The organism is Enterobacter sp. BIDMC92 (assembly GCF_001030225.1).
Lineage (GTDB): Bacteria > Pseudomonadota > Gammaproteobacteria > Enterobacterales > Enterobacteriaceae > Enterobacter > Enterobacter sichuanensis.
In genome coordinates, this window is sequence record NZ_KQ087598.1 from 4,113,688 (window position 1) to 4,134,986 (window position 21,299).

Annotated in this window: 21 protein-coding genes; 16 read left to right on the plus strand and 5 right to left on the minus strand. The window is 56.9% G+C overall.

Features of this window, described 5'->3' with window-relative positions; translation table 11 throughout:
* Positions 1 to 142: 142 nt before the first annotated feature.
* Positions 143 to 2,164, plus strand: coding sequence for an NADPH-dependent 2,4-dienoyl-CoA reductase (locus SP99_RS19215; RefSeq protein ID WP_047959509.1), 2,022 nt, complete (start codon positions 143 to 145; stop codon positions 2,162 to 2,164).
* Positions 2,165 to 2,250: 86 nt separating this feature from the next.
* Here SP99_RS19215 and SP99_RS19220 read toward each other — a convergent pair whose 3' ends face one another.
* Positions 2,251 to 3,393, minus strand: a complete 1,143-nt coding sequence (locus SP99_RS19220; protein WP_047958346.1) for an IS481 family transposase — start codon at positions 3,391 to 3,393, stop codon at positions 2,251 to 2,253.
* A 136-nt stretch (positions 3,394 to 3,529) separates the two neighbouring features.
* Positions 3,530 to 4,666 (minus strand): 23S rRNA (guanine(1835)-N(2))-methyltransferase RlmG, encoded by a 1,137-nt coding sequence (rlmG, locus tag SP99_RS19225; protein ID WP_047959510.1) that lies wholly within the window; start codon positions 4,664 to 4,666, stop codon positions 3,530 to 3,532.
* Between the two features lie 85 nt (positions 4,667 to 4,751).
* On the opposite strand from rlmG, the gene SP99_RS19230 reads away from it, so the two are divergent.
* The 4 genes from SP99_RS19230 (at position 4,752) to sstT (ending at position 9,038) form a co-directional block, all read left to right on the plus strand.
* Positions 4,752 to 5,255, plus strand: a complete 504-nt coding sequence (locus SP99_RS19230; RefSeq protein ID WP_025759578.1) for a YgjP-like metallopeptidase domain-containing protein — start codon at positions 4,752 to 4,754, stop codon at positions 5,253 to 5,255.
* Positions 5,256 to 5,325: 70 nt separating this feature from the next.
* Entirely contained in the window at positions 5,326 to 6,324 is a 999-nt protein-coding gene (locus SP99_RS19235) for a Gfo/Idh/MocA family protein (RefSeq protein WP_047959511.1), read from the plus strand.
* 251 nt (positions 6,325 to 6,575) lie between these two features.
* A complete protein-coding gene (locus tag SP99_RS19240) occupies positions 6,576 to 7,541 on the plus strand; it encodes a TerC family protein (protein WP_025759576.1) in 966 nt (321 codons plus the stop codon).
* 255 nt (positions 7,542 to 7,796) lie between these two features.
* Positions 7,797 to 9,038 (plus strand): serine/threonine transporter SstT, encoded by a 1,242-nt coding sequence (gene sstT / locus SP99_RS19245; protein WP_045286328.1) that lies wholly within the window; start codon positions 7,797 to 7,799, stop codon positions 9,036 to 9,038.
* A gap of 92 nt (positions 9,039 to 9,130) precedes the next feature.
* Here the strand turns inward: sstT and SP99_RS19250 are convergent, their stop codons facing one another.
* Both SP99_RS19250 and uxaC read right to left on the minus strand, forming a co-directional pair.
* The gene (locus SP99_RS19250; RefSeq protein WP_047959512.1) at positions 9,131 to 10,618 is read right to left on the minus strand and encodes a UxaA family hydrolase; all 1,488 of its coding nucleotides are present in this window, start codon (positions 10,616 to 10,618) and stop codon (positions 9,131 to 9,133) included.
* A gap of 17 nt (positions 10,619 to 10,635) precedes the next feature.
* The gene (uxaC, locus tag SP99_RS19255) at positions 10,636 to 12,048 is read right to left on the minus strand and encodes a glucuronate isomerase (protein WP_025759858.1); all 1,413 of its coding nucleotides are present in this window, start codon (positions 12,046 to 12,048) and stop codon (positions 10,636 to 10,638) included.
* 476 nt (positions 12,049 to 12,524) lie between these two features.
* On the opposite strand from uxaC, the gene SP99_RS19260 reads away from it, so the two are divergent.
* From SP99_RS19260 to SP99_RS19310, 11 genes are all read left to right on the plus strand, one after another.
* A complete protein-coding gene (locus SP99_RS19260) occupies positions 12,525 to 13,823 on the plus strand; it encodes an MFS transporter (protein WP_047959513.1) in 1,299 nt (432 codons plus the stop codon).
* Positions 13,824 to 14,007: 184 nt separating this feature from the next.
* Positions 14,008 to 14,784: a transcriptional regulator ExuR gene (gene exuR, locus SP99_RS19265; RefSeq protein ID WP_025759862.1), complete on the plus strand. Its 777-nt coding sequence runs from the start codon at positions 14,008 to 14,010 to the stop codon at positions 14,782 to 14,784.
* 344 nt (positions 14,785 to 15,128) lie between these two features.
* Positions 15,129 to 15,791, plus strand: a complete 663-nt coding sequence (gene yqjA / locus SP99_RS19270; protein ID WP_045286330.1) for a DedA family general envelope maintenance protein YqjA — start codon at positions 15,129 to 15,131, stop codon at positions 15,789 to 15,791.
* 2 nt (positions 15,792 to 15,793) lie between these two features.
* Positions 15,794 to 16,177 (plus strand): EnvZ/OmpR regulon moderator MzrA, encoded by a 384-nt coding sequence (mzrA, locus tag SP99_RS19275; RefSeq protein WP_047959514.1) that lies wholly within the window; start codon positions 15,794 to 15,796, stop codon positions 16,175 to 16,177.
* A 143-nt stretch (positions 16,178 to 16,320) separates the two neighbouring features.
* On the plus strand, positions 16,321 to 16,689 hold the full coding sequence (locus tag SP99_RS19280; RefSeq protein WP_025759866.1) for a DUF1090 domain-containing protein: 369 nt from the start codon (positions 16,321 to 16,323) through the stop codon (positions 16,687 to 16,689).
* 29 nt (positions 16,690 to 16,718) lie between these two features.
* A complete protein-coding gene (locus tag SP99_RS19285; protein ID WP_008503141.1) occupies positions 16,719 to 17,024 on the plus strand; it encodes an ElaB/YgaM/YqjD family protein in 306 nt (101 codons plus the stop codon).
* Position 17,025: 1 nt separating this feature from the next.
* On the plus strand, positions 17,026 to 17,424 hold the full coding sequence (locus tag SP99_RS19290; protein ID WP_025759867.1) for a phage holin family protein: 399 nt from the start codon (positions 17,026 to 17,028) through the stop codon (positions 17,422 to 17,424).
* Positions 17,421 to 17,717: a YqjK-like family protein gene (locus tag SP99_RS19295; RefSeq protein WP_008503139.1), complete on the plus strand. Its 297-nt coding sequence runs from the start codon at positions 17,421 to 17,423 to the stop codon at positions 17,715 to 17,717. Before SP99_RS19290 ends, SP99_RS19295 begins: the two co-directional genes overlap by 4 nt.
* A gap of 686 nt (positions 17,718 to 18,403) precedes the next feature.
* Positions 18,404 to 18,796, plus strand: a complete 393-nt coding sequence (locus SP99_RS19300) for a DoxX family protein (RefSeq protein ID WP_023309292.1) — start codon at positions 18,404 to 18,406, stop codon at positions 18,794 to 18,796.
* A gap of 72 nt (positions 18,797 to 18,868) precedes the next feature.
* Positions 18,869 to 19,855 (plus strand): glutathione S-transferase family protein, encoded by a 987-nt coding sequence (locus SP99_RS19305; protein ID WP_047959515.1) that lies wholly within the window; start codon positions 18,869 to 18,871, stop codon positions 19,853 to 19,855.
* A 106-nt stretch (positions 19,856 to 19,961) separates the two neighbouring features.
* Positions 19,962 to 20,327 (plus strand): DUF805 domain-containing protein, encoded by a 366-nt coding sequence (locus SP99_RS19310; RefSeq protein ID WP_025759870.1) that lies wholly within the window; start codon positions 19,962 to 19,964, stop codon positions 20,325 to 20,327.
* 40 nt (positions 20,328 to 20,367) lie between these two features.
* Here SP99_RS19310 and SP99_RS19315 read toward each other — a convergent pair whose 3' ends face one another.
* The gene (locus SP99_RS19315) at positions 20,368 to 21,270 is read right to left on the minus strand and encodes a LysR family transcriptional regulator (RefSeq protein ID WP_047959516.1); all 903 of its coding nucleotides are present in this window, start codon (positions 21,268 to 21,270) and stop codon (positions 20,368 to 20,370) included.
* Positions 21,271 to 21,299 lie beyond the last annotated feature (29 nt).

A 21,299-nucleotide genomic window follows, 5' to 3' on the forward strand; every position in this document is an offset into this window, starting at 1 on the left:
AGCCCCGGTAAGCGCAGCGCCACCGGGGAAGTTCTTTGAGATCTATCACAATCATTCGATCCCGCTTTTACCTTTCTTCCGCCGCTGGCTAAATTAGTAACTCATCCGACCACATAACAATAATTTTACACTGGAAGAGACTATGAGCCGCTACCCGTCGTTATTCGCCCCCCTCGATCTGGGGTTCACCACTCTCAAAAACCGCGTGCTGATGGGCTCGATGCACACCGGGCTGGAGGAGCATCCGGACGGGGCCGAGCGTCTGGCGGCCTTCTATGCCGAGCGCGCGCGCCACGGGGTGGCGCTGATTGTCACCGGCGGCGTGGCTCCTGCCCCTTCCGGCGTCGGCATGGAGGGCGGCGCGGTGTTAAACGATGCGTCACAGCTGCCGCACCACCGCATGGTGACCGACGCGGTACACCGCGAGGGCGGCAAAATCGCCCTGCAAATCCTCCACACCGGGCGCTACAGCTACCAGCCGAATCTGGTGGCCCCCTCCGCCATTCAGGCGCCGATTAACCGTTTCACGCCCCATGCCCTCAGCCACGACGAGATCCTGGCGCTGATTGACGACTTCGCACGCTGCGCCGCGCTGGCCCGTGAAGCGGGTTATGACGGTGTCGAGGTCATGGGCTCCGAAGGCTATCTGATTAACGAGTTCCTCGCCGCGCGCACCAACCAGCGTGACGACGAATGGGGCGGCGACTATGCCCGCCGCATGCGCTTTGCCGTGGAGGTGGTACGCGCGGTGCGCGAACGTGCGGGGGCTGATTTTATTATTATTTTCCGCCTGTCGATGCTCGACCTGGTGGAGGGCGGCGGCACCTTCGACGAAACCGTGCAACTGGCGCAGGCGATTGAAGCCGCCGGCGCCACCCTTATTAACACCGGTATTGGCTGGCACGAGGCGCGTATCCCGACCATCGCCACCCCGGTACCGCGTGCGGCGTTCAGCTGGGTGACGCGCAAGCTGAAAGGGAAAGTCTCTGTTCCGCTGGTCACCACCAACCGTATTAACGACCCGCAGGTGGCGGACGATGTGATATCACGCGGGGATGCCGATATGGTCTCCATGGCGCGGCCGTTCCTGGCCGATGCCGAACTGCTGTCCAAAGCGCAAAGCGGCCGTGCGGATGAGATCAACACCTGCATCGGCTGTAACCAGGCCTGTCTGGATCAGATCTTCGTCGGCAAGGTCACCTCCTGTCTCGTCAACCCGCGCGCCTGCCATGAAACCAAAATGCCGGTCATTCCGGCAGTCACTAAAAAGCGCCTGGCCGTCGTGGGCGCTGGCCCGGCGGGCCTGGCATTTGCGGTCAATGCCGCCTCGCGCGGGCACAGCGTGACGCTGTTTGATGCCGCCGGTGAAATTGGCGGGCAGTTTAATATCGCCAAACAGATCCCCGGCAAAGAGGAGTTCTATGAAACCCTGCGCTACTACCGTCGGATGATCGACCTGACGGGCGTGGATCTGCGCCTCAATCAGTGGGTAAAAGCGGCCGATCTGCTGGCGTTCGACGAGGTGATCCTGGCGAGCGGGATCGCCCCACGCACGCCTGCGATCGAGGGTATCGATCATCCGAAGGTCCTGAGCTATCTCGACGTGCTGCGTGACAAAGCACCGGTTGGGGAGAAAGTGGCGATTATCGGCTGCGGTGGGATCGGCTTTGATACCGCCATGTACTTAAGCCAGCCGGGCGAGGCCACCAGCCAGAATATTGCCGAATTTTGCGTGGAATGGGGGATCGACACCAGCCTGAACCAGTCCGGCGGCCTGCGTCCGGAAGGGCCACAGCTGCCGAAAAGCCCACGAAAGATCGTGATGCTGCAACGCAAAGCGAGTAAGCCGGGCGAAGGGCTGGGGAAAACCACCGGCTGGATCCACCGCGCCACCCTACTCTCGCGTGGGGTGAAGATGATCCCGGCGGTGAGTTACCAGAAGATCGACGATGAGGGCCTGCACGTCACGATCGGCGGTGAGCCGCAGCTGCTGCGCGTGGATCATGTCATTTTATGTGCCGGGCAGGAGCCGAAGCGGGATCTCGCAGATCCGCTGCGCGAGGCGGGGAAAACAGTGCATTTGATTGGCGGGTGCGACGTGGCGATGGAGCTGGATGCGCGGCGGGCAATTGCGCAGGGGACAAAATTAGCTCTGGCGATCTAGGACATTGCCGGGTTTGCTCCCTCTCCCTGTGGGTGTACAGTCCGGGGACATGGTAGACAGGTGTTCGGGGACATGGTGAACACTTTTTAACATCCTTTACCCATGGTGATCGACTTTTTCTTCAGGTCGATCACCCCCACTTTCGTGCTGTACCACCACACTTCATAGCAGCCATCCTCCTGCGTCTCCTTCAGTCCGACCCGTTCTCCCCTGAACGCTTTACCCGCGCTCAGACTTACCCCTTTCACGCTCAGCTTTCCGCTGATATCCACTTTCCTGACCATTACGCCCTCGTCGTATTCCGGGGGCGTTGTGTTGCCGCTGTACCGTCGCGATGACGGCTGATACCGCGAGCCCGGTACCGCCATATCCAGCGCCTCATGCGGGCGTTCAAGGTTATAGACCGTCCGCCAGTGGTCGAAGGCGCGCTGCAGTTCACCGCTGTCCGCGAACCACTTCCCCTGCAGCACTTCCGCCTTCAGGCTGCGGTGAAAACGCTCCAGCTTGCCCTGCGTCTGCGGATGATACGGCCGGGAGTGCCCCACCCGGATACCCTGGCGCATCAGCCACAGCTCCAGTGCCGTCCAGGTGCCGGTGGTGTCTCCCCACGGTGAGCCGTTATCCATCGTCATCCTGTCCGGCAGGCCGTAGCGTTCAAACACGCTGACCAGCTGCTGCTGCACGGTCTCTCGACGTTCATCGTTACAGTGCACCAGGCACAGGGAAAAACGGGAGTGGTCGTCCAGCAAAGTGAGCGGATGGCAGCGGCCACCGCCAAAGGGAAAGTGGCCCTTAAAATCCATCTGCCAGAGCCGGTTGGGCGCGTCATGTTCGAACCGTCCCGTGGCGGGAATGCCCGGTGAAGTGCCCGGCAGCAGGCCGTGACGGGCCATCAGGGTATGAACGGTGCTGAAGGCGGGCATGGTGTGCCCCTGGTCTTCCAGCCAGCGTTTAATCTTGCGGGCTCCCCAGCGTTGATGACGGTCATGGGCCATGCGCAGCAGGGCAGTGATGTCGTCAGATGAGCGGTTCGGGGAATGGTGCGGTATGCGCGGGCGGTCCTGAAGGCCGGAGGCCCCTTCCTCCGCCCAGCGACGAAGCCACTTGTAGCCGGTGGCAGGTGAAATGCCGAAGCGACGGCAGAGGGAACGGATGTTCGCCCCGTCCTGCGAGGCGAACAAAACAAACTCGGTACGTAATGACATGGTATCTCTCGCATCCCAGGGCATAAGCGACTCCATAAACGGGTTCTTATGCCTTAGTTGTAAGTGTCTACCATGTCCCCGAACAAGCGTTCACTATGTCCCCGGACCGTACAGTGGGAGAGGGTTGGGGTGAGGGCATCAGGCCGCACCGCTCTCAATCTTAACGACGACGCCCCAGCTTCACCGCTTTCAGCACCACAAACTTGTTGTTGGTCGCAATGGTGACGCAGTTACCGAAAATCTTCTTCAGCTTGTGGAAGTAGTCCAGGTGGCGGTTGGCCACGATGTAGAGCTCGCCGTTGATCTTCAGACAGCGGCGCGCGTGGTGGAACATCTCCCAGGCGACGTTATCCGTCAGGGCATGCTTCTGGTGGAACGGCGGGTTACAGAACACCGCGTTGAAGCGGAACGGCTCTACGCCGGACAGCGCGTTGTTGATCATAAACTCGCAGCGGTCCAGCGCCTCTGGCAGGTTGGTTTCCACGTTCAGACGGCTGGAGGCCACCGCCATTGGCGATTCGTCGCTGAACACCACGCTGGCCTCCGGGTTCTTCGCCAGCAGCGTCAGGCCAATCACGCCGTTACCGCAGCCCAGATCGACAATCTCCCCTTCCAGATTTTCCGGCAGATGCTCAATAAAGAAACGCGCCCCGATATCCAGACCGGTGCGGGAGAAGACGTTCGCGTGGTTGTGGATGGTCCAGCCCGTCCCTTCCATCTTCCAGCTCAGCGTGTCCGGCGCGTCGGCCAGATCGGGCGCACTGAACGTACAGTTGATCAGCCGCGCTTTTTTCCATGCCAGCGTCGTGGTGGTTGGGCCAAGGACTTTCTCAAACAGCTCCAGCGTCGAAGTGTGAATATCGCGCGCTTTGGCACCCGCGATGATGCGGGTTTCTGGCGTCACGACCTTACGCAACGCACGCAGCTGTTGCTCCAGCAGCGCCATGGTTTTTGGCACTTTAATGAGTACCACGCCAGGCGCCTGCGGGTAGTCCGCGGTGCTGTCGAGGAACTTCACGCTGGACTCTTCGATGTCGTTATGGCGCAGGTTTTCACGCGTTGCCAGCTCGCTTAAGTAAGAATCGCCGATGCTGTACGGCGCGTGTTCCGCCAGCGCGCAGCCCAGCGCGCCAAAGGCATCATTCAGGATCAAAACCGGGCCGCGGATTTCAGTCTCATCCAACTGCTGCAGCAGATACTCATCCGCCGCTTCCCACGCCTGAAGCGGGTTAACGTCGTCCGTCTCCGGGAAACGTTTAAGGTTGAGTGAACGGAAACCGTTGTCTAAGTGGCTCATCGGCCCTCCTGAATGGTAAAATTTCGGCGTTATCCCTGAAAAGGGTGCGTGAGTATACCCGTTTTCAACTTATTTTGGGGTTTTGATGAACCAGCTGACTTATCTCCAGGGCTACCCGGAGCATCTGCTTTCCCAGGTCCGCACGTTAATTGCCGAGCAGAAACTGGGCGCAGTGCTGGAAAAACGCTACCCCGGCACGCACGATGTCGCGACCGATAAAGCCCTCTGGCAGTATACGCAGGATCTGAAAAACCGGTATCTGAAGAGCGCGCCGCCGATCAATAAGGTGATGTACGACAACAAGATCCACGTGCTGAAAAACGCGCTCGGCCTGCACACCGCCATCTCCCGCGTGCAGGGCGGCAAGCTGAAAGCGAAAGCCGAGATCCGCGTCGCGACGGTTTTCCGCAACGCGCCGGAAGCCTTCCTGCGAATGATCGTGGTGCACGAACTGGCGCACCTGAAAGAGAAAGAGCACGACAAAGCGTTTTACTCCCTGTGCTGCCACATGGAGCCGCAGTACCACCAGCTGGAGTTTGATACCCGCCTGTGGCTTACGCATTTATCGTTAAAAGGTAATGCGCAGTAGCGCACGCGAATTGTCATGATGACGTGCTACAGTGGCTAAAGGTTCCCCGCTACGGAGTACGTAAACGTTTATGATACGTTTCGCAGTCATTGGTACGAACTGGATCACGCGCCAGTTCGTCGACGCCGCCCATGAAACCGGCAAACTTAAACTTACCGCAGTCTATTCCCGCAGCCTTGAGCAGGCGCAGAGTTTTGCCAACGACTACCTCGTCGAGCATCTCTTCACCTCACTTGAGGACATGGCGCAAAGCGACGCCATTGACGCGGTTTATATCGCCAGCCCGAACTCTCTGCACTTCCCGCAAACGAAGCTGTTCCTCAGCCATAAAAAGCATGTGATTTGCGAGAAGCCGCTGGCGTCGAACATCGATGAAGTGGAAGCCGCCATTGCGCTGGCCCGCGAAAACCAGGTGGTGCTGTTCGAAGCGTTCAAAACCGCCAGCCTGCCAAACTTCCTGCTGCTGCAGCAGTCGCTGCCGAAAATTGGCAAGATGCGTAAAGCCTTTATCAACTACTGCCAGTATTCGTCGCGCTACCAGCGCTATCTGGACGGCGAGAACCCGAACACCTTTAACCCGGCCTTCTCGAACGGCTCGATTATGGATATCGGTTTTTACTGCCTGGCCTCCGCCGTGGCGCTGTGGGGCGAGCCGCACAGCGTAAGCGCTCAGGCCAGCCTGCTGGAGAGCGGCGTGGATGCACACGGGTTAGTGGTGCTGGATTACGGTGATTTTAGCGTCACGCTGCAGCACTCCAAAGTCAGCGATTCCGTGCTGCCGAGCGAAATTCAGGGCGAAGCCGGGTCGCTGGTGATCGAGAAGATCTCCGAGTGCCAGAAGGTCAGCTTTGTGCCGCGCGGTGGTAAAGCGCAGGAGCTGACGCAGCCTCAGCATATAAACACTATGCTCTATGAGGCAGAGGTCTTCGCCCGTCTGGTGGAAGACAACGAAGTGAATCACCCGGGGCTCGCGGTGAGCCGCAGCACGTCGAAACTGCAAACGGAGATCCGCCGTCAGACCGGCGTGGTGTTCCCGGCAGACGGCGTGAGCGCGAACGCTATCGCGTAAAGCTGTGTAATGAAACGGTGCAGACCATTGACGAAACCAATGGTCTGACATATTTTGTTACCTGCAAAGGGGAGTAACTTCTTCGCCGGTGGATCGTCATTACGATGCGTGCAAAACCGCATCCGGTCGCCGGGCAACCCTCGTGGTTGTAAGTGAGACCTTGCCGGAAGGCGAGGTCTATGCATAAAAAGCTAACGGCTATCGTCTTCTGACCATAGCCGTTTTTGTTTTTTATGTGTAAGGAAAATAGTATGCATTCTGTCGGCACTCCAATGTTGTGGGGCGGATTCGCGGTTATCGTGCTCATCATGCTGGCGATCGACCTCTTTTTGCAGGGGCGTCGCGGCGAGCACGGTATGACCATGAAACAGGCCGCCGTCTGGTCGCTGGTGTGGGTTACCCTCTCTCTGCTCTTCTGCGCCGCCTTCTGGTGGTATCTGGCCTCCACCGAGGGCCGGGCAGTGGCCGATCCTCAGGCGCTCGCCTTCCTCACCGGTTATCTGATTGAAAAAGCGCTGGCAGTCGATAACGTCTTCGTCTGGCTGATGCTTTTCAGCTACTTTGCCGTACCTGCTGCCCTGCAGCGCCGCGTGCTGGTGTACGGCGTGCTGGGCGCGATCGTTCTGCGTACCATTATGATCTTCGCCGGTAGCTGGCTGATTACCCAGTTCGAATGGCTGCTGTACGTCTTCGGCGCGTTCCTGCTGTTTACCGGGGTCAAAATGGCGCTGGCGAAAGAGGACGGCTCGGCGATTGGCGATCGTCCGCTGGTGAAGTGGATCCGTGGACATCTGCGCATGACCGACAGGATCGAGAACGAGCATTTCTTTGTGCGTAAGAACGGTCTGCTGTTTGCCACCCCGCTGCTGCTGGTGCTGATTCTGGTTGAGCTGAGCGATGTGATTTTCGCCGTGGACAGTATCCCGGCTATTTTCGCGGTGACCACCGACCCGTTCATCGTGCTGACCTCAAACCTGTTTGCGATCCTCGGTCTGCGCGCCATGTACTTCCTGCTGGCAGGTGCGGCGGAGCGCTTCTCAATGCTGAAGTACGGCCTGTCGGTGATCCTGGTGTTTATCGGTATCAAGATGCTGATCGTCGATTTCTACCATATCCCGATCGCCATCTCGCTCGGCGTGGTGTTTGGCATTTTGATCGTGACGCTAATTATCAATACCTGGGTTAACCGCCAGCACGATAAAAAGCAGCAGGCTTAGTACGTTTTGCCCGGTGGCGCTGCGCTTACCGGGCCTACAACGTCACCCCGTAGGCCGGGCAAGTGCAGCGCCACCCGGCATTTTCGTTAATCAATAGTTAAAAAACATGACGCAACACGTAAAATCCAGCATTTTACGCTTCCCTCCTTTCGCGCATTCCCTATACTCGACCTGGCAAACATTTTCTTACATCCGGACATAAATGTGACTTAGAGCACATCCAGGATGGAACGCAATTTCACTCAGGAATAACGTATGAGCACACAATCTAGCGGTCTGTTCGCGCGCCTGGCGCAGGGCAGCCTCGTAAAACAAATTCTGGTCGGGCTGGTGCTGGGTATTCTGCTGGCGATGGTTTCAAAACCTGCCGCGGAAGCTACGGGGCTGCTTGGGACACTGTTCGTTGGCGCCCTGAAAGCCGTCGCGCCGGTGCTGGTTCTGATGCTGGTGATGGCATCTATCGCCAACCATCAACACGGACAAAAAACCAACATTCGCCCTATTCTGTTCCTGTATGTTCTGGGAACCTTCTCCGCGGCATTAACAGCCGTTGTATTTAGCTTCCTGTTCCCGTCCACGCTGCATCTGACCAGCGCCGCCGGTGAGATCACGCCGCCATCCGGGATTGTGGAAGTGCTTCGCGGTCTGCTGATGAGCATGGTTTCTAACCCTGTCACGGCGCTGATGAGCGGCAACTACATAGGTATTCTGGTCTGGGCGATTGGTCTGGGCTTCGCGCTGCGTCACGGTAATGAGACCACCAAAAATCTGGTTAACGATCTGTCGAACGCCGTGACCTTTATGGTGAAACTGGTGATTCGCTTTGCGCCAGTCGGGATTTTCGGTCTGGTCTCCTCCACGCTGGCGACCACCGGTTTTGACGCGCTGTGGGGCTATGCCCAGCTGCTGGTTGTGCTGATCGGCTGTATGCTGCTGGTGGCACTGGTGATCAACCCGCTGCTGGTGTTCTGGCAGATCCGCCGCAACCCGTATCCGCTGGTGCTGACCTGCCTGCGTGAGAGCGGTGTCTATGCCTTCTTCACCCGCAGCTCTGCGGCAAATATTCCGGTGAACATGGCGCTGGCGGAGAAGCTGAACCTGGATCGCGATACCTATTCCGTGTCGATCCCGCTGGGCGCAACCGTGAATATGGCGGGTGCGGCGATTACGATCACTGTACTGACTCTGGCGGCGGTGCATACGCTGGGTATTCCGGTGGATCTGCCAACCGCATTGCTGCTTAGCGTCGTGGCATCGCTGTGCGCCTGTGGCGCATCCGGCGTGGCGGGCGGTTCGCTGCTGCTGATCCCGCTGGCGTGCAATATGTTCGGTATCCCGAACGAGATCGCCATGCAGGTCGTAGCCGTCGGCTTTATCATCGGCGTGCTGCAGGACTCCTGCGAAACCGCGCTGAACTCCTCTACCGACGTGCTGTTTACCGCGGCGGCCTGTCAGGCGGAAGACGCGCGTTTAGCGAAGAACGCCCTGCGAGGTTAACAGCAAAACGGCAACCCTGAGGTTGCCGTTTTTAGTGTTTGTACCCTCTCCCCGTGGGAGAGGGTCAGGGTGAGGGCATCAGGCCGCACCGATTACAGCGTCACACCACTCTTAAAGATCGCCAGCTCGCGAAAATCGTTCTTCTCGTTACAGGTCTGCTTGCCGTTAGCAAATTCCACAATACTGTCCACAAACTCCGCCAGTAGCTCAGGCATCGCTTTACCGTGAATCAGCTGTCCGGCATCAAAGTCGATCCAGTGTTTTTTCTTCGCCGCCAGCTCGCTGTTGGTGGCGATTTTCACCGTCGGTACAAAACCGCCGTACGGCGTGCCGCGGCCAGTGCTGAACAGCACCATATGGCAGCCTGCGCCGGCCAGTGCGCTGGTGGCGACCGCATCGTTTCCGGGGGCGCTCAGCAGGTTGAGACCATGCGTTTTCAGGCGCTCGCCGTAGCGCAGCACATCGACGACCTGGCTCGCGCCCGCTTTCTGGGTGCAGCCGAGGGATTTCTCTTCAAGCGTGGTGATCCCGCCCGCTTTATTACCCGGCGACGGGTTCTCATAAATCGGCTGGTTATGGGCGATGAAGTACTGTTTGAAGTCGTTCACCATGGTGACGGTTTTCTCAAACGTCGCTTCGTCACGGCAGTGGCTCATCAGAATACGCTCCGCACCGAACATCTCCGGCACTTCGGTCAGCACCGTCGTGCCGCCGTTGGCGATCACGTAGTCCGAGAAACGGCCCAGCATCGGGTTGGCGGTGATACCGGACAGGCCATCGGACCCGCCGCATTCCAGACCAAATTTCAGCTCGCTCAGTTTGCCCGGCTCGCGCTTGTCATGTCGCATCACCGCATAAAGCTGATGAAGCTGCTCAATGCCCGCTTCCACCTCGTCATCCTGATGCTGACACACCATAAAATGCACGCGCTCAGGGTCAAACTCACCCAGCGTCTCGCGGAAGGCGTCCACCTGGTTGTTCTCGCAGCCGAGGCCGATCACCAGCACCGCACCCGCATTCGGATGACGCACCATATTTTGCAGCATGGTACGGGTATTGATATGGTCGTCACCCAGTTGGGAGCAGCCGTAGGTATGGCTGAAGAGATGCACCCCGTCAGTGCCTTCGGCATTATTGGTCTCTTTCAGAAAGCGCGTCTGGATCTGACGCGCAATCCCATTGACGCAGCCGACGGTCGGGAGGATCCACAGCTCGTTGCGGATCCCCACGTCGCCATTGGCGCGACGGTAGACCTGCACCTCGCGATCCGCCGCCTGAACGCTTTCTGCGGGTATATCAGGTTGATAGCTGTACTCGTCCAGATCGCTAAGATTGGTGCGGGTATTGTGGGAATGAAGATGTTCACCTGGCTCAATATCCGCTAACGCATGCCCAATCGGCAGACCGTACTTCACGACGTTGTCCCCTTTGGCGAGAGGCTTCACGGCAAACTTATGTCCGCGAGCAATCGCCTGACGCAGGGTGACGCTCTGGTTATCAACGGTCACCACGTCGCCTTCAGCGAGATCCGTCAGCGCGACGGCCACGTTATCCAGCGAATGGATTTTGATGTATTGCATATCAACCTCAAACGGCCTTAGTTCAGTTCAATGGCGAAGTAATCGCGCGCATTGTTAAAGCAGATGTTTTTCACCATTTCGCCCAGCAGCTGGATATCCGCCGGCGCTTCGCCTGCGTGTACCCAGCGGCCAATCATCTGGCACAGGATGCGGCGGAAGTATTCATGGCGGGTATAGGACAGGAAGCTGCGGCTGTCGGTCAGCATGCCGACAAAGCGGCTTAACAGGCCAAGCTGCGCCAGCTGCGTCATCTGACGCTCCATACCGTCTTTCTGGTCGTTGAACCACCACCCGGAACCGAACTGCATCTTGCCCGGCATCCCTTCACCCTGGAAGTTGCCGACCATGGTGCCCAGCACTTCGTTATCGCGCGGGTTCAGGCAATAGAGAATGGTTTTTGGCAGCAGATTTTGTTCGTTCTGCTTGCTCAGCAGCTTAGACAGCGCTTCAGCCAGCGGACGGTCGTTGATGGAGTCGAAGCCCACATCCGCGCCCAGCAGCGTAAACTGGCGCTGGTTGTTATTGCGCAGCGCGCCGATATGGTACTGCTGTACCCAGCCGCGACGGGCATATTCTGCGCCGAGGAACACCAGTACCGCCGTTTTGAACTGCGCCACTTCATGCTCGCTCAGGGACTCACCGGAAAGACGACGCGCCAGAATGCTGTCCAGCTCGGCTTCGTTTGATTCCGCGAACAGCACCACATCCAGCGCATGGTCAGACACTTTACAGCCGTGCGCCGCGAAGTGATCCAGCCGTTTGGTCAGGGCGGTTTGCAGGTCTGCGAAACGACGGATGTCGGTATCAGAAACCTCGGCCAGCTTCGCCATGTAATCCTTAAATGTGGCCTGTTCGATATTAAAAGCTTTATCCGGGCGCCAGCTTGGCAGCACTTTGATGTCAAACGCGCTGTCTTTGGCGATGGCCGCATGGTGCTCGAGAGCGTCAATCGGATCGTCGGTGGTGCCCACCATTTTTACGTTCATCTGCTTCATGATGCCGCGCGCGGAGAAGTTATCCTGTGCCAGCAGCGCATTACACCGATCCCAGATCTCATCCGCGGTCGCTGGAGAGAGCAGTGTTCCGGTGATACCAAACGGACGGCGAAGCTCAAGATGCGTCCAGTGGAATAACGGGTTGCCGATGGTGTGCGGAACGGTCGCCGCCCAGGCATCAAACTTCTCGCGGTCAGTGGCGTCGCCGGTACACAGGCGTTCAGCCACGCCGTTGGTGCGCATGGCGCGCCATTTGTAGTGGTCACCCTTCAGCCAGATGTCATACAGGTTTTTGAAACGGTAATTTTCGGCAACCTGCTGCGGCGGTAAATGGCAATGGTAGTCGAAAATCGGCTGGTCTTTGGCGTAGTCGTGGTACAGGCGGCGGGCAAACTCGGTATCTAACAGAAAATCTTCAGTCATAAACGGCGTCATTATCGTCTTCCTCATTACGGGAGCGTCAGAAAGCGTATGTTCATATGCTGCAAAGTTATCACACCAATTTCCACCCACCGAACCTTTTTTCGTGAGTGAGATCAATAAACGCCAACAAATTCATTCCCCTTACTGGAACAAACCCTGCTGCAGTCCGCGCCATTACTGGCTTTGCCCGCAGCGACGAATGTCCCCACAAATAATCATACATTTGTGATGTCACTCACCTTTTAAAGTTGTATGACAAGTTATCTTTTCGCCGTCGCAAACACTTAGCCGACGGAATGCATTACCGGTGTGAGAGACATCGGGTTTAACGGTACGGATACCGACTTATGCACGCTTACTTATGGCAAGGTTCGGGCCGTTCCGGGAGCTGTTCCCGGCTACGCCCCTCCCGTTACACAACGGCTCCCGGCAACGGTTGAGCGGTTGCCGTGCTCTGGCGCGGAAATAACATAACGATGAGGTTTTAGATGCGTAAAATTAAAGGGTTACGTTGGTATATGATCGCGCTGGTGACGTTAGGCACCGTGCTGGGCTACCTGACGCGTAACACCGTGGCAGCAGCAGCGCCAACGTTGATGGAAGAGCTGCATATCTCCACGCAGCAATACTCCTACATCATTGCCGCCTATTCCGCGGCGTATACCATCATGCAGCCGGTGGCAGGCTATGTGCTGGATATTCTCGGGACCAAAATCGGTTATGCCTTCTTCGCCATCGCCTGGGCGGTGTTCTGCGGGGCAACGGCGCTGGCAGGCAGTTGGGGCGGTCTGGCGCTGGCACGCGGCGCGGTGGGTGCCGCGGAAGCCGCGATGATCCCTGCCGGGCTGAAAGCCAGCTCGGAGTGGTTCCCGGCAAAAGAGCGTTCGATTGCGGTCGGTTATTTCAACGTGGGCTCGTCCATCGGGGCGATGATTGCGCCGCCGCTGGTGGTGTGGGCTATCGTAATGCACAGCTGGCAGATGGCGTTTATCATCTCTGGCGTGCTGAGCTTTGCCTGGGCAATAGCGTGGCTGCTGTTCTATAAGCACCCGCGTGACCAGAAAAAACTGTCTGAAGAAGAGCGTGACTACATCATTGGTGGTCAGGAAGCGCAGCATCAGACCAACAACGGCAAGAAAATGACTGTCTGGCAGATCCTGGGCACCCGTCAGTTCTGGGGTATCGCCCTGCCGCGTTTCCTCGCGGAACCAGCCTGGGGTACCTTTAACGCCTGGATCCCGCTGTTCATGTTTAAAGTCTACGGCTTTAACCTGAAAGAGATTGCCATGTTCGCCTGGATGCCAATGCTGTTCGCAGACCTGGGCTGTATCGTTGGCGGCTATCTGCCACCGCTGTTCCAGCGCTGGTTTGGCGTGAACCTGATTGTCTCCCGTAAAATGGTTGTGACTATGGGCGCGCTGCTGATGATTGGCCCGGGGATGATCGGCTTGTTCACCAGCCCGTATGTGGCTATCGCCCTGCTGTGCATCGGCGGTTTTGCGCACCAGTCCCTGTCCGGCGCGCTGATCACCCTCTCCTCTGACGTCTTTGGTCGTAACGAAGTGGCCACTGCCAACGGTCTGACCGGGATGGCCGCCTGGACCGCAAGTACGATGTTTGCGCTGGTGGTTGGCGCGCTGGCGGATACCATCGGCTTCAGCCCGCTGTTTGCGGTACTGGCGGTCTTCGACCTGATGGGCGCGGTGGTGATCTGGACGGTGCTGAAAAGCAAATCGGCAGAAGAGCTGGCGAAAGAGTCTCTCGGAAAACCGGCGACGCAGAGTTAGCAACCATTTTTCCGCCGGGTGGCGCTACGCTTACCCGGCCTACAAAACCCGTAGGCCCGTGCAAGCGAAGCGCCGCCGGGCATTTAAAGGCCGCTCAGTAGCGGCTTTTTTAATGGCAAAATCTGGAGAGTGGCACGCAAAAGTGGTATAACAAATCATCTGCCGTACCCTGCCTGGAGCGCATATGGAAATCACCGAACCACGTCGTTTATATCAACAACTTGCTGCCGAGCTGAAAAATCGCATCGAGCAAGGGGTCTATCTTGTCGGTGACAAACTTCCCGCCGAGCGTTTTATCGCGGATGAAAAAAGCGTCAGCCGCACGGTGGTGCGCGAAGCGATTATCATGCTGGAAGTGGAAGGCTACGTTGAGGTACGCAAAGGCTCCGGCATTCACGTGATTTCCAATCTGCCGAAACACTCCCCCGTCGCGGACGAAAGTCTGGAATTCGCCAGCTATGGCCCGTTTGAGCTGCTCCAGGCTCGCCAGCTGATCGAAAGCAATATTGCCGAATTTGCGGCGACGCAGGTGACCAAGCAGGACATCATGAAATTGATGGAAATCCAGGAGAATGCCCGCAAGGAAAAATGTTTCCGCGATTCAGAGTGGGATCTGCAGTTCCACGTTCAGGTGGCTCTGGCCACGCAAAATACGGCGCTGGCGGCAATCGTTGAGAAAATGTGGACTCAGCGCGTTCACAACCCGTACTGGAAAAAACTGCACGACCATATCGATTCCCGTACCGTCGACAACTGGTGTGACGATCACGATCAAATTCTTAAGGCGCTGATCCGTAAAGACCCTCATGCCGCTAAACTGGCGATGTGGCAGCACCTGGAAAACACCAAGCAGATGCTGTTCAATGAAACCAGCGACGACTTCGAATTTAACGCTGACCGCTATCTTTTTGCCGATAATCCTGTTGTTCATCTTGATACGGCCTCCAGTGGCGCAAAATAGATGACCTTTCTGCTGGCAGGCGCTTCGCTGCGCCTTCCGGCTTAAGTGGGTAAGCAAAACATATATAGTGTCAGCCTTTGTAAATCCCCTCGCTCACTTCCTGGCCTTACGCCAAAATCAACTCGCCCCTGCAAATTCTGTGACGCAGAACGTTGGGCTTTGTTACAATTGGATTCACTTCGTTATTTTGTAAGTTAGTGCTTGCTAACCAGCCAATTAACAGGGAACAGTGTTGGCCACACCGCAATGTGTCCGCGAGCGACCATAATGAAATCACAACAATGTCGCCGTGCTGTTTGTCCCGGATAACAGGCGTGACGTTAACCGATTTCCAGGAACACTGAATGGAACTTTTGACCCAACTACTGCATGCCCTCTGGGCGCAGGATTTTGAAACGCTGGCCAACCCTTCCATGATTGGCATGCTCTATTTTGTCTTGTTTATGATCCTGTTCCTCGAGAACGGTTTGCTGCCTGCTGCGTTCCTGCCCGGTGACAGTTTACTGGTGCTTGTCGGCGTGCTGTGTGCCAAAGGGGCGATGGCATTTCCACAAACCATTCTGTTACTGACCGTCGCCGCGAGTCTCGGCTGCTGGGTGAGCTACATCCAGGGCAGATGGCTGGGCAATACCCGGATCGTTCAGAACTGGCTCTCGCATCTGCCTGCGCACTATCATCAGCGGGCGCACCACCTGTTCCATAAACACGGGCTTTCTGCGCTGCTGATAGGCCGTTTTATCGCCTTTGTACGCACCCTGTTACCGACCATTGCTGGCCTCTCCGGGCTGAGCAGCACACGCTTCCAGTTCTTTAACTGGATGAGCGGCCTGCTGTGGGTGCTTATTCTGACCACACTGGGCTATGCGCTGGGTAAAACCCCGGTCTTCATGAAATATGAGGACCAGCTGATGTCCTGCCTGATGCTGCTGCCCGTTGTTCTGCTGGTCTTCGGCCTGATTGGCTCGCTGGTCGTCCTGTGGAAAAAGAAATACGGAGCCAGAGGCTAACGATGGTTATCTCGCCGCTCGCCCTGCGCCGCTTTGCCTGTACCGCGATTGCCCTGGTGGTCATCAGCGCCATGCTGCTGGCCTGGAGTGCGCTTTCGCATCAGGAATCGACGCTGGCCATTCGCCCGATAAACCAGGGGGTGAGCGTACCTGACGGCTTTTCTGTCTGGCATCATCTTGATGCGAACGGGATCCGCTTTAAGAGCATCACCCCGCAGGACGACGTTTTACTGATTAAGTTTGATTCCCGTGCGCAAAGTGCCGCCGCGAAAGTGGTTCTCGACCGTACGCTGCCGCACGGGTATATCATCGCTCAGCAGGAAGATGACAGCCAGCCTGCCGCCTGGCTGTCCTTGATTCGCGATACGTCGCATCGGTTCGGATAATTACCAGGATTCCGAATCTTTTCACCCACTTTGGTGAATCCCCCGTTTACTTACTATGCTTAAGTACGCGGAGCACCCCTCGAATGTACTCCGCATTAGTCTGGAACGCGGCTTACGCCGTAACACAATGGAAGGTTTCGATAATGAAATTCCGCATGACCCTGGCTCTGGCCCTTTTTTCTTTGAGCACAGCATCCTTCGCAAACTCTCTCTGTCAGGAGAAAGAACAGGATATTCAGCGTGAGATCGGTTATGCCGAAAAACATAACAATCAGCACCGTGTTGATGGTCTTAAAAAAGCGCTGAGCGAAGTGAAAGCGAACTGTACAGACAGCAAGCTTCGTGCCGATCACCAGAAAAAAATCGCTGAACAGAAGGACGAGATAGCCGAACGCCGTCGCGACCTGCAGGAAGCGAAAGAGAAAGGCGATGCGGAAAAAATTGCTAAGCGCGAGAAGAAGCTGAAAGAAGCGCAGGACGACCTGAAAGCGCTGGAAGCTCGCGATTATTGAGTTAACGGAAATCTCAACAGGAGAGAATCATGTCAAAAGATACGACGTCTGAACATCTGCGCGCTGAACTGAAATCCCTGGCCGATACCCTGGAAGAGGTGCTGAACTCCTCTGCTGACAAGTCAAAGGAAGAGGTCAGCAAACTGCGTAGCAAAGCGGAGCAGGCACTCAAAGAGAGCCGCTATCGCCTGGGTGAAACCGGTGATGCACTGGCAAAACAGACCCGCGAAGCGGCTGCCCGTGCGGACGAATACGTGCGTGATAATCCATGGACGGGTGTCGGGATTGGTGCCGCAGTCGGTGTGGTACTGGGTGTCCTTCTGACGCGTCGTTGATATGGAAGATCCTCGTCACGCACAAGGGCCTGCTAATAACGTCCTCGGCATCGGCCAGCGTATTTTAACAACGCTGGTTGGCATTGCCGAAACGCGCGTCCGGCTGGCAGTGGTAGAGCTGGAAGAGGAGAAAGCGAACCTCTTCCAGATGCTGCTGATGCTGGGCCTGACCATGCTCTTCGCCGCGTTTGGTCTGATGAGCCTGATGGTGTTAATCATCTGGGCCATTGACCCGCAGTATCGTCTTAACGCGATGATTGCCACCACCGTCGTGCTGCTGGTTGCGGCGCTGATTGGCGGGATCTGGACGCTGCGTAAAGCACGCCAGTCCACTTTCCTGCGCCATACGCGTCAGGAGCTGGCTAACGATCGCGCCCTGCTGGAGGATGACAAGCCGTGAGCGGTAAAGCCGAACGTCAGAAGCGCAAAGCGTATCTGTTAAGCCAGATCCAGCAGCAACGGCTGGATCTGTCTGCCAGCCGTCGCGACTGGATTGATGCGACGCGACGCTTTGATCGTGGCTGGAACACCTTCCTGAGCCTGCGTTCCTGGGCTCTGGTCGGCAGTAGCGTGATGGCTATCTGGACGGTTCGTCATCCGAATATGCTGATCCGCTGGGCGCGGCGAGGCTTTGGCGCCTGGAGCGCCTGGCGTCTGGTGAAAGCCACAATTCGTCAGCAGCAGCTGCGGTGATAAAAGCAAAACGGTAACCCTGGTTACCGTTTTTTGTTTTGCGCCCTCTCCCTGTGGGCTGAGGGATCCCCACAAAATAATGTCTGCACAGACGACCCCCTCTCCCTTGAGGGAGAGGGCTGGGGTGAGGGGGAACATACGGCTCTGGTGGACGTTCCGTTCACTTTATGTTCATTGCTACTCTGTAACAACATGACCTGTGAACGTGCCAGGGCGGCTCAATCGCCGCCGCCCTGGCGACCCGGGCTCCCGGCGGTAAATCGCCGCTTCGCGGTACCCTCAGCTTATTCCTCCAGGCTATCGGGTCGGGCATGAGCCTGCATCCCTGCAGGCCACGCCCTCTCGGCGCATCCCTGCGCCTCGCCCCGGCCTTACGGAAACGCCTCGGCGATTTACAGCCGGACCAGGGCATCGCTGTAATTCATTCATTTTCCTGAAACAACCTTCGTCGCTTTCGGTAAAAAATTACTGGGGATTCCTCACCCCTGTGGGAGAGGGTTGGGGTGAGGGGACCAGCGCGCACGCACCCTTACTCAATATCTTTGAAGAAGATTGACAGTTTTCCTTGCTAACAATCGCCAACCGTCACGTTTATGATGCTCTCCATCGACAGCAATACCGCGGTATCTACCCGGAATTGCAGACAAATAAAGTTCAGCCGCTGATGTGGTTTCCTGGAGAGTAAAATGAAAAAATTAGAAGATGTTGGTGTACTGGTAGCACGTATTCTGATGCCAATTCTGTTCATCGTGGCAGGTTGGGGCAAAATCACCGGTTATGCGGGTACCCAGCAGTATATGGAAGCCATGGGCGTTCCGGGGTTCCTGTTGCCACTGACTATTCTTCTTGAGTTCGGCGGCGGCCTGGCGGTACTGTTCGGCTTCCTGACCCGTACCACCGCGCTGTTTACCGCGGGCTTCACCGTGCTGACCGCGTTTATCTTCCACAGTAACTTTGCGGAAGGCGTGAACTCTCTGATGTTCATGAAAAACCTGACCATCGCGGGTGGCTTCCTGCTGCTGGCCGTCACTGGCCCGGGTGCATACAGCATCGACCGCGTTCTGAATAAGAAATGGTAAGCACGCTATACTGAATGAACACAAAGCGAGGAGATCTCTCCTCGCTTTTGCTATCTGACGGAGGAGAAAAGAATGGGACAACTCGTAGACGGCGTCTGGCAGGATGTCTGGTATGACACCAAATCCACCGGTGGACGCTTTAAGCGCTCTGTTTCGGCCTTCCGTAACTGGCTCACCGCCGACGGGGCTCCCGGCCCAAGTGGCGAAGGCGGCTTTGCGGCCGAGAAAGATCGTTATCATCTTTATGTCTCCCTTGCCTGTCCGTGGGCGCATCGCACATTGATTGTGCGCAAGCTCAAAGGTCTTGAATCCTTAATTCCGGTTTCCGTGGTGAACCCGCTGATGCTGGAAAACGGCTGGACGTTTGACAGTGATTTCCCTGCAGCGACAGGCGACGATCTATACCACCATGATTTCCTTTACCAGCTCTACCTGCGGGCCGACCCGCACTACACCGGGCGCGTGACCGTGCCGGTGCTGTGGGACAAGAAAAACCAGACGATTGTCAGCAATGAGTCTGCGGAAATCATCCGCATGTTCAATACCGCATTTGATGCCCACGGCGCCCGCGCCGGGGATTACTATCCGGTTGAGCTGCGCGATAAAATTGATGAGCTGAACAGCTGGATTTACGACAACGTCAACAACGGTGTCTACAAGGCCGGCTTTGCCACCAGTCAGGAAGCGTATGACGAAGCGGTCGGAAAAGTCTTTGAATCTCTTGAGCGTCTGGAGCAGATCCTCGGCCAGCACCGCTACCTGACGGGCGATCGTCTGACGGAAGCGGATATCCGCCTGTGGACCACGCTGGTTCGCTTTGATCCGGTCTATGTCACCCACTTTAAGTGCGACAAGCACCGCATCAGTGACTATCTGAACCTGTATGGTTTCCTGCGCGACATCTACCAGATGCCGGGCATCGCCGACACGGTCGACTTCGACCATATCCGCACTCACTATTTCCGCAGCCACAAGACCATTAACCCAACGGGCATTATCTCCATTGGGCCGTGGCAGGACCTGGATGAACCGCACGGGCGCGATGTGCGTTTTGGATAAATATTAAGGGCATCAATGGATGCCCTTTTTTAATTCACAATCTCCATCTATCCTTACCTCGATCGCTTAGAAAACAAGTGATTGACTGACTAATGAGGCAAGGAAAATGGACTGGTATTTAAAAGTACTGCGCAACTACATTGGATTTGGTGGCCGCGCCCGCCGCAAAGAGTACTGGATGTTCGTTCTGGTGAACTTCGTCCTGATTATGGTGCTGGGCATCGTGGATAAAATTCTCGGCTGGGAGCGGGCTGGCGGTGAAGGCGTACTGACCACCATCTATGGCCTGTTAGTCCTGCTGCCATCGTGGGCGGTACTGTTCCGTCGGCTGCACGATACCGATCGTTCAGCGTGGTGGCTACTGCTGCTGTTGATCCCGATTGTGGGCTGGATCGTGATTCTGATCTTCAACTGCCAGAGCGGCACCCCAGGCGAAAACCGCTTTGGTCCGGATCCGAAAGCCGGCGTGTAAATCAGAGCCCGGTGGCGCTGCGCTTACCGGGCCTACACGCTTATTTGTTGTAGTGCGCAAAGAGCTTTGGAATTTCTCGCAAACACCACGACTTGGCTTCGCCCATGCTGTCACGACGCCATGCCATAATGATATCCACCTCGCTGGTGTATTCCGGGCTTACGACCCGCAACCGTCCTTCCGCAATATCTTTTTCCACAAACGGGTATGGCATTGTTGCCACGCCTAACCCTGCCAGCAGCGCCTGGCGCTTATCTTCCAGAGACGTAACGGTGAGTCGCGGCTGTTTATCCAGAAGCTGTACCGTCAGAACCGGACGTTCACGTGCGGTATCCGCAACCGCCACGCCGCGATACTTCACGCGAGTGACTTCAGAGAGTGGTTCCGGCTCCTGGTGAATCGGGTGATTGGGTGCGGCAACGTAGACATTCATCACGCTGTAAAGCTTGCGCGAGTTGATCTCCGACGAGGAACGGAAGTGCATGTCCGGCGCAATGACGATGTCCGCCCTGCCCGTCTCCAGCCGCTCCCACGCCCCTGCAAGCACCTCAGTGATGATCGACAGCTGCGTGTTAGCCTTCGCCGCCAGACGGTCCACCAGCGGGAACAGCGATTCGGTCGGCACCAGGGCTTCCGTCACCAGCGTCAGATGAGTTTCCCAGCCACGAGCCAGTGCTTCGGCGTCCGTCGTGAGCTTATCCGCCGCTTCCAGCAGCACGCGGCCGCGCTCCAGCAGCATCCGCCCAACGTTGGTGAATTTTGTTCGATGACCGGAGCGGTCAAACAGCACCACGTCCAGCTCTTCCTCCAGCTTTTGCATGGTGTAGCTCAGCGCAGACGGAACGCGCCCCAGCTCATCTGCCGCCGCCGCAAAACTGCCGCGCCGGTCGATTGCGTCCATGACGCGAAGCGCCTCAAGCGTCAATGCTCTCTCTTTAGCCATCTCGTTCTCATTCAGGAAATTTGAACATA